Raw genomic sequence first — 7400 nt, 5'->3', positions numbered from 1 at the left:
ACCATCACGGTCTCCTGATCGAGCGGAGGTTGTGAAGCTGAGAGTGGCCTATGGCCCACTCTCAGCTTCACAACCTCCCGATGTCACAGATCTCGCGTGCTCGGTGTCCTTGGGGTATGAGCAACCAAGCAGAAGCCTTCAGCAGGAGTCGGGTCGTGGTCGTCGGCGGCGGATACGCCGGCGTGATGGCCGCCAACCGACTCACCAAGCGCGAGGACATCGAGATCACCCTGGTCAACCCGCGCGACCACTTCGTCGAGCGGATCCGGCTGCACCAGTTGGCCGGCGGGACCTCGGAGGCTGTGGTCGCATACACCGACGTGCTCAGCCCGCGCGTGCGGCTGGTGGTCGACACGGTGGCCTCCATCGACGCGGGTGTCCGCACCATCACGCTCGGAAGCGGGCAGGAGATGACGTACGACTACCTGGTCTACGCCGTCGGCAGCGCCGGCACGACCCGGGTCGCGGGCGCGGCGGAGCACGCCTACGGGGTCTCGACCTACGAGGAGGCGACCCGCCTGAAGGCGGCGCTGGACACGGCGCCGGCTGACGCCCCGGTGATCGTAGTCGGCGGCGGGCCGACCGGCATCGAGGTCTCTTCCGAGCTCGCCGAGGCAGGTGGGAACGTGACTCTGGTCTGCGGAGACAGGCTGGGTCCGTGGCTGCACGAGAAGGGCCGGGTCGCGGCCGAGCGCGATCTGCGGCGCTTGGGCGTCGGCATCATCGAGGACGCCCGGGTGGCCGAGGTGCTGGCCGGCGGGGTACGCCTCGACAACGGTCGCGAACTGCCGAGCACGCTGACGATCTGGACCGCCGGGTTCGCCGCGCCGGACCTGGCCCGCGCGAGCGGGCTCTCCACCGACGAGCTCGGCCGCCTGGTCACCGACGAGACCCTGACGAGCGTCGACGACGACCGGATCATCGCGACCGGTGACGCCGCGGCGCCGTCGGGACAGGCGTACCGGATGAGCTGCCAGGCGGCCAACCAGCTCGGGCCGCTGGCCGCGGAGACGGTGCTCGCCCGGCTCGCGGGCGCGACTCCTGAGGCGGTCAGCATCGGCTTCGTGGGGCAGTGCATCAGCATCGGTCGCGGCCTGGGGCTGCTGAACTTCGCCCGCCGGGACGACTCGGCCGTGGCTGCCCGGCTTCGTGCCGTGCCCGCGGCGAAGGTCAAGGAGCTGATCTGCCGTAGCACGGTCTGGGCCATGGCGATGGAGGCGCGTCGTCCGGGCTCCGCGATCGGATTCAAGGACAGGTCGCGTGCCGCCCGCGTCCAAGCGGCAGCGGTGACGCCACCGGACCGGGATCCCAGCCGCCTCGGCTGAGGTCTCGTCCGGCGGTTTCGGAAGGAGTTCAGGCAGCGGTCGTACAGCGGTTGCCACGGGATCACGCGCCACCGCCAGGTTGAGGGCCACCCTCACCGAAAGAGATCCCGATGCGTACCTTCGTCCGGTCGCTGACCGCGGTGCTCGCCGCGGCCGCGTTCCTCTCCCCCACCGCCGCCACGGCGAGCACCACCGAATCCACGCGGACCTCCGCCGATCTCGGTACGCCGCATCCGCAGGCGCACGCGCACAACGACTACGAGCACGACCGTCCCCTTCTGGACGCCCTGGCCAGCGGCTTCACCAGTGTCGAGGCCGACGTATGGCTGGTCGACGGCGAGCTCCTGGTGGCGCACGACGCGGAGGACCTCGACCCCGCGCGGACGCTGGAGGGGCTCTACCTCGCCCCGCTCAAGAAGCTCGTCAGGGGCAAGGGACGTGCCGTCTACCCCGGCTACGACGGGACCTTCCAGCTCCTGATCGACATCAAGAACACCGGCGAGGCGACCTATGCGGCGATCGAGAAGGAGCTCGGAGACTATGAGGAGCTCTTCACCCGCTACGAGAACGGCACCGTCAAGGACGGTCCGGTCGAGGCGGTCATCAGCGGTGACCGGCCGCTGGAGACGATGCGGAGCGCGACCGAGCGGCTCGGCTTCTACGACGGCCGGATGAGCGACCTCCGCTCCGGCATGCCTGCCTCGCTGATGCCGCTGGTCAGCGACAACTGGACCAAGGTCTTCGTCTGGCAGGGCATCGGCCCGATGCCTGAGATCGAGCGCCGCAAGCTTCACGAGATCGTCGACCACGCTCACGCCCAGGGCTACCGGGTGCGCTTCTGGGCGACGCCGGACACCGACGGCCCCGCGCGCGAGGCGGTCTGGACCGAGCTGCTCGCGGCCGGCGTCGACCACATCAACACCGACGACCTCGCCGCCCTCGACGCCTTCTTGACCGACAGAGCCTGATCGCGAACCGATAGCGGGGAGCTCACCGCCGGCTCGGCGGCCATCCAGCGACGTCGCACTGACCGTGCTCGTCGCTCCCGGCCGTCCCGTCTGCCCGCAGCCCGAGCGTGTGTCGGGACCCTGCGGCCACCGCGACGATCTCGCGCCAGCCGGCGACATCGCACTGACCGGCGTCGTTGCCACCGACGGCCAATGCTCGGCCGTCGGTGGTGACGGCGACGGTGTGGTAGCTTCCGGCGGCCACTCCTACGACATCGCGCCAGGTCTCGACGCCACCCGCCCCGGCGCTGCGATCGCCGGCCTTGAGCACACCCCCGGAGCTGGTCAGGCCGACCGTGTGGAGGTAACCGGCCGCGACGGCGACCACGTCGCGCCACGCGTCGACGGCGCACTGCCCGCGGCGATCGTTCCCCACGGCCGTCACGGTCCCGTCCGCCCGGAGGCCGACCGAGTGCCAGTCACCGCAGGCCAGCGCCACGATCTCGCGCCACGAGCTCACCTCGCCGGCGCCTTCGGCGAGCCTTCCCGCGGCGAGAACGGTCCCGTCGGCACGCAGCCCCAGCGTGCGACGCCAGCCAGCGGCGACAGCGGTCACCTCGCGCCAGGAGCCCACCTCGCACTGAGCCTCGTTGTTCCAGCCCGTCGCCACCACGGTGCCGTCGGAGCGGAGCCCGACGCTGTGGGACCGCCCGGTGTTCGAGGCCGTGTGCACGTTGCCTGCCGCCACCTCGACGACCTCGGTCCAGCCATCGGTGCGGCACTCCCCCGCCTTGCCGACACCGGCAGCGACCACCGTGCCGCCCGTGCCGACGCCGAGCGAATGACGCGGCCCGGCCGCGATGAGGTGATTCACGACAGCAGCCTGATCGATCAGAGTTCGCGGACCATCTCGTGGTTCACCCCGTCGACCATCTCGACCCGCGTGCCGGTGTCGACGTAGCCACACTTGCGATAGGCACCCTGCGCGCGGACGTTGTCCTCGTTGACGTGGAGGCGCACCTGCCGGACACCGATCCCCTGCAACCATGCCTCCGTCTCCGAGAGAAGCGCCTCGAGGACGCCGCCGCCGCGCCGGGCCGGCCGCACGTACACGCCCACGAGGGCGGCTCGCAGATGTGGACTCGTCTCGCCGATGTAGTCGGGCTCGCCCGGCACCGTCACGAGTGCCGTCACCGTCCCAGCGAGCTCACCGTGATCGCCTAGCGCGACGAACTTCCCCACGGCGGTGCCGGCCGCGGCCGTCTGCGCCTGCTCCTGCCAGTAGCTGTCGGGCCGCTGGAGGGCGTCCTCGAGTCGCTCGAGGTAGGCGAGGTGGGCGATCGGGTCGCGCAGCGCTTCGAGACGCAGCTCCCGGATGCTCTGCCACTCCTCGGCACGCACCCGGCGCAGGGTGCAGGCAGCAGCCAACGCTTCACCCTCTTCGACGGTCATGGCGCCATCGTCCCAATGCGCCCTGCCTTGCGTCGAACGTTTTCTGCAGACGTACGGTCCGACGGGGCGCCGCGCCAGGGCATGTCACAGTCCCAGGCGCTGTCTCGTCCTAGAGGGCAGGATGGACCGAGGAGGACCTTTCATGACACCTGAAGCCGAGTTCGAGGAGCTGCGCCCGCTGCTGTTCTCGATCGCCTACCGGATCCTCGGCAGCGTGAGCGAGGCGGAGGACGCGGTGCAGGAGAGCTGGATCCGGCTGGCCTCGAGCCCGACCGAGCCCGACTCGCTGAAGGCCTACATGTCCACCGTGGTCACGCGCATCTCGCTCGACGTGCTGCGCTCGGCACGGGTGCGCCGGGAGACGTACGTCGGGCCATGGTTCCCCGAGCCGCTGCCCACCGACACCCACGCCGATGAGGTCGCGGACATCTACGCCAGCCCGGAACGCGCGACCGAGCTGGCCGACTCCGTGTCGATGGCCGCGCTGCTGCTACTCGAGCGGCTCAGCCCGCTGGAGCGGGCGGTCTTCGTGCTGCGCGAGGTCTTCCACTTCGGCTTCGCCGACATCGCCGAGGCGGTCGACCGCTCCGAGGCCGCCTGTCGCCAGCTCGCCTCGCGGGCGCGTCGCCACATGGACGAGGGCAAGCCGCGGTTCGAGGCCGACCGGCGCAAACGGGTCGAGCTCTCCAGCCGGTTCTTCGAGGCGCTGCGCGACGGCGATCTCGACCAGCTCCAGGCGCTGCTGGCGGCCGATGTCGAGACCGTCAACGATGGTGGTGGCGTGGCTGGTGGCTCCGGCGGCCGGTTCGGCGCGGAGAAGGCGGCACGCATCCTGGTCGCGGCGGTGCCACCGCTGCTCGCCATCGGCGCCCGCCTGGAGGAGCGCGAGCTCAACGGCGAGCCGGGGGCCATCCTGCGCGATGCCGACGGCTCCGTCCTCGGCACCTGGACGCTCGACATCCTCGACGGCCAGATCCAGCGGATTCGCTCGGTCACCAACCCCGAGAAGCTGGGCCACCTCGGTCCGGTGGCCGACCTGAAGGACGCCGTACGCCGCCGCAATCGACACCGTCGCGGCCGCTGACGCCCGCCGCCCCGCTGGTCGAACGCCCCGCTGGTCGAGCCGCCGGAGCCACTAGGCGAAGGCGTGTCGAGACCAACACGGTCCCATCGGCGCTCGATAGGACCGTGTTGGTCTCGATACGCTCGCTAGCGCTCGCGGCTCGACCAGCAGTGCCGGGGATCAGACCGTCGCGCTCTGGGGTGTCGGAGCCGGCCGCAGACCGAGGTCGGCGGTGCGTACGTCCTTGGTCTCTCGTGCGGTCAGGGCAGCGACCGTCGCAACGAGGCAGACCACCCCGGTGTAGCCCGCGGTGACGACCCAGCCACCCTCTCCCACGCCGCCCAGGGCGGTGACGATGGAGGGCGTGAAGCCGGCCAGCATGAAGCCGATCTGGGTGCCGATCGCGACGCCGGAGAAGCGCACCGGGGTCGAGAACATCTCGCCGTAGAACGAGGGCCAGACAGCGTTGGCGGCCGCGTAGCCGAAGGAGAAGGTGATGATCGCGAGCGCGAAGACGAGCAGCTCGTTGCTCTGGCTCATCGAGAGCAGGTAGAACGGCATCATGACCGCGCTGGCCACAGCACCGTAGATGAAGACGGGTTTGCGCCCGACCCGGTCGGCGAGGCGACCGAACATCGGCTGGGTGAACAGCGCGACGACGTTGGCGGCCACGACCAGCCACAGCGTGATCGAGTCGACCATCCCGATCGCGACTCCATAGGCGATGGCGAGGTTGCCGAACACCGTGGAGACGGCCGCGATGAAGGCGCAGCAGACGACGCGCAGTACGTCGACCCAGTGGTCGCGCAGCAGCACCGCGAGGGGCAGCTTGGCGACCTCGTTGTTGGCCTTGGCCTCCTCGAACTCGGGCGTCTCGTTGAGGCGGGCGCGGATGAAGAACGCGACCAGCACCACGATCGCGGAGAGCCAGAACGGGATCCGCCAGCCGATGCCGTACTTGATGTCGTCCGGCAGCGCGACCACCGGGATGAAGACGAGCGCGGCCAGGATCTGGCCGCCCTGGGTGCCCGTCAGGGTCCAGGACGTGTAGAAGGAGCGCTTGTCGTCAGGCGCGTGCTCGAGTGTCAGGGAGCTGGCGCCAGCCTGCTCGCCGGCGGCCGAGAGGCCCTGGAGCAGCCGGCAGAAGACCAGCAGTGCGGGCGCGACCCAGCCGACCTGGTCGAACGTCGGCAGGCAGCCGATCAGGAACGTGCCGCCACCCATCAGCAGGAGGGTGAACAGCAGCACCTTGCGGCGGCCGATCCGGTCGCCGAAATGACCGACGAAGACCGCTCCGACCGGGCGGGCGACGTATGCGAACGCGAAGGTCGCGAACGACATCACCAGCGCGGCGTCGCCGGAGCTCGGGAAGAAGACGTGCGGGAAGATCAGGGCCGCGGCGGAGCCGAAGATGAAGAAGTCGTAGTACTCCACGGCGCTGCCCATGAAGCTGGCCAGCGCGGCTCTGATCGGGGTCTTGCCTTCGCGGTTCTCGATGTCAGGTCCCGCCATCGGGTCCTCCTCGGGTAGGTCCGCGGTTCCTGACCGCGGGCGGGTGGGGGTGGATGTTCAGTTCAGGTTCGGGGGTCAGCCGGCCGCGGCCAGCTCGCGCAGGTGGGCGAGCATCCGCTCGGCATCGGGGTCGATGCCGGTGATCAGCCGGAAGGCGTCGACGGCCTGGTAGACCGCCATGTGGCCTCCGTGGAGCGTCCGGCAGCCGACCTCACGCGCAGCCTGCAGCAGCGCGGTGTCCAGCGGCCGGTAGACGATGTCCGCCACCCACAGGTCGGGGCGGAGGAGGCTCGTGTCCAGCGGCGTACCGGGGTGGTCGGCCATGCCGACCGGGGTGCAGTTGACCAGTCCGTCGGCCTCAGGGATCAGCGCGACCAGCTTGTCGACGTGGGCGGCCTCGACCGAGCGCTCGGGGTGGTGGCGCCGGATCTCGTCGACGCGCGCCTGGGCGCGGTCGAGGTCCATGTCGGCGATCACGAGCCTGTCGACACCCTGGCTCACCAGCGCGTGAGCGACGGCCGAGCCCGCCCCTCCCGCACCGAGCTGCACGACGGTGCCGAGCGGGGCGTCCGGCATCCCCGTACGCAGCGCGTGGCCGAAGCCGGTCGTGTCGGTGTTGTAGCCGACCGCGCCCGCGTCGGTGAAGACCACGGTGTTGACCGCGCCGAGGCGGGCCGCGGTCTCGTCGAGCCGATCGAGGTGCTCGATCACGAGCGCCTTGCACGGGTGGGTGATGTTGAGCGCGTCGAAGCCGAGGCGCCGGGCATCGTTCATCAGGTCGCCGACATCCTCGGGCTGAAGGCCCAGGGCGGTGATGTCGAGCGTCTTGTAGACGTAGGACAACCCGTGCTCACGCGCCTCGCGCATGTGCAGCGCCGGGCTCAGCGAGGGTCCGACACCCGCGCCGATCAGGCCGACGAGAAACGAAGACTTCATCTGGGCGATCCTTAATGTACGAACTAGTACGTTACGACGTGAAGGGGATCACACCCGACCTCGGCTCGTCAACCCCGCCGAGGCGTCACTCGCGTCGGCCGAGACGTCACTCGCGTCGGCCGAGACGTCACTCGCGTCAGCCGAGTTGGCAGTGCGTTGCCAACT

The 7400-nt window shown here is 70.2% G+C and carries 7 protein-coding genes; 3 read left to right on the top strand and 4 right to left on the bottom strand.

From position 1 onward, the window contains the following. Positions 1-116: 116 nt before the first annotated feature. Both H5T77_RS25150 and H5T77_RS25145 read left to right on the top strand, forming a co-directional pair. Positions 117-1325 (top strand): NAD(P)/FAD-dependent oxidoreductase, encoded by a 1209-nt coding sequence (locus H5T77_RS25150; protein ID WP_292653349.1) that lies wholly within the window; start codon positions 117-119, stop codon positions 1323-1325. Positions 1326-1435: 110 nt separating this feature from the next. Further along, positions 1436-2293, top strand: a complete 858-nt coding sequence (locus H5T77_RS25145) for a phosphatidylinositol-specific phospholipase C/glycerophosphodiester phosphodiesterase family protein (protein WP_292653348.1) — start codon at positions 1436-1438, stop codon at positions 2291-2293. 22 nt (positions 2294-2315) lie between these two features. Here the strand turns inward: H5T77_RS25145 and H5T77_RS25140 are convergent, their stop codons facing one another. Together H5T77_RS25140 and H5T77_RS25135 are read right to left on the bottom strand one after the other, a co-directional pair. After that, positions 2316-3146 carry an RCC1 domain-containing protein gene (locus tag H5T77_RS25140; RefSeq protein WP_292653347.1) on the bottom strand — a complete coding sequence of 277 codons (831 nt, stop codon included), beginning with the start codon at positions 3144-3146 and terminating at the stop codon, positions 2316-2318. 17 nt (positions 3147-3163) lie between these two features. Then, positions 3164-3724 (bottom strand): GNAT family N-acetyltransferase, encoded by a 561-nt coding sequence (locus H5T77_RS25135; RefSeq protein WP_292653346.1) that lies wholly within the window; start codon positions 3722-3724, stop codon positions 3164-3166. 142 nt (positions 3725-3866) lie between these two features. Here H5T77_RS25135 and H5T77_RS25130 point away from each other — a divergent pair, with 142 nt between their 5' ends. After that, positions 3867-4808 carry an RNA polymerase sigma-70 factor gene (locus tag H5T77_RS25130; RefSeq protein ID WP_292653345.1) on the top strand — a complete coding sequence of 314 codons (942 nt, stop codon included), beginning with the start codon at positions 3867-3869 and terminating at the stop codon, positions 4806-4808. Between the two features lie 159 nt (positions 4809-4967). On the opposite strand, the gene H5T77_RS25125 is transcribed toward H5T77_RS25130, so the two are convergent. Continuing rightward, complete coding sequence (locus tag H5T77_RS25125; RefSeq protein ID WP_292653344.1) at positions 4968-6299, bottom strand: MFS transporter; 1332 nt, start codon at positions 6297-6299, stop codon at positions 4968-4970. Positions 6300-6374: 75 nt separating this feature from the next. After that, a complete protein-coding gene (locus tag H5T77_RS25120) occupies positions 6375-7235 on the bottom strand; it encodes a shikimate dehydrogenase (RefSeq protein WP_292653343.1) in 861 nt (286 codons plus the stop codon). Positions 7236-7400 lie beyond the last annotated feature (165 nt).

The sequence above is a fragment of the Nocardioides sp. genome (genome assembly GCF_014360585.1).
Taxonomy (GTDB): domain Bacteria; phylum Actinomycetota; class Actinomycetes; order Propionibacteriales; family Nocardioidaceae; genus Nocardioides.
This window is presented reverse-complemented; position numbering and strand designations above follow the sequence as displayed.

Coding starts and splice junctions, on each gene's coding strand:
- H5T77_RS25135 (WP_292653346.1), bottom strand. CDS start 3,724: ATGACCGTCGAAGAGGGTGAAGCGTTGGCTGCTGCCTGCACCCTGCGC.
- H5T77_RS25130 (WP_292653345.1), top strand. CDS start 3,867: ATGACACCTGAAGCCGAGTTCGAGGAGCTGCGCCCGCTGCTGTTCTCG.
- H5T77_RS25150 (WP_292653349.1), top strand. CDS start 117: ATGAGCAACCAAGCAGAAGCCTTCAGCAGGAGTCGGGTCGTGGTCGTC.
- H5T77_RS25125 (WP_292653344.1), bottom strand. CDS start 6,299: ATGGCGGGACCTGACATCGAGAACCGCGAAGGCAAGACCCCGATCAGA.
- H5T77_RS25120 (WP_292653343.1), bottom strand. CDS start 7,235: ATGAAGTCTTCGTTTCTCGTCGGCCTGATCGGCGCGGGTGTCGGACCC.
- H5T77_RS25145 (WP_292653348.1), top strand. CDS start 1,436: ATGCGTACCTTCGTCCGGTCGCTGACCGCGGTGCTCGCCGCGGCCGCG.